Annotated in this window: 1 protein-coding gene; it reads left to right on the forward strand. The window is 49.1% G+C overall.

The annotated features are described in order from the left end of the window. Positions 1–338 (forward strand): helix-turn-helix domain-containing protein (locus tag HBA93_RS19740; protein WP_221724419.1); only part of this gene is annotated, 338 nt, incomplete at both ends.

Genomic DNA, 338 nt, shown 5'->3' on the forward strand with positions numbered 1-338 from the left:
GCAGAAAGAACTCAATCGATTAGAAGTCATTCAGAAGATACGAGATCGCCGCCTGACGATTGTCCAGGCAACAGTGTTGCTGGATCTCAGTCGCAGCCAGATTCATCGTCTTTTACAAGCTTATGATAAGTTTGGGCAGTCAGGCCTGATTTCAAAAAGATGTGGTCGCCCGAGCAATCATCGTTATGACGAGGATTTTCGGAGTGCCGTTCTGGATATTGTGCGGACGTATTATCAGGACTTTGGTCCGACACTGGCTTGCGAGAAGCTGGTTGAACGCCATCAGCTCTCGGTCAGTAAAGAGACACTACGGCAATGGATGACGAGCGCAGGCCTAT

Origin of the sequence: Ochrobactrum sp. SFR4, from assembly GCF_019730395.1 — a bacterium.
GTDB lineage: Bacteria > Pseudomonadota > Alphaproteobacteria > Rhizobiales > Rhizobiaceae > Pseudochrobactrum.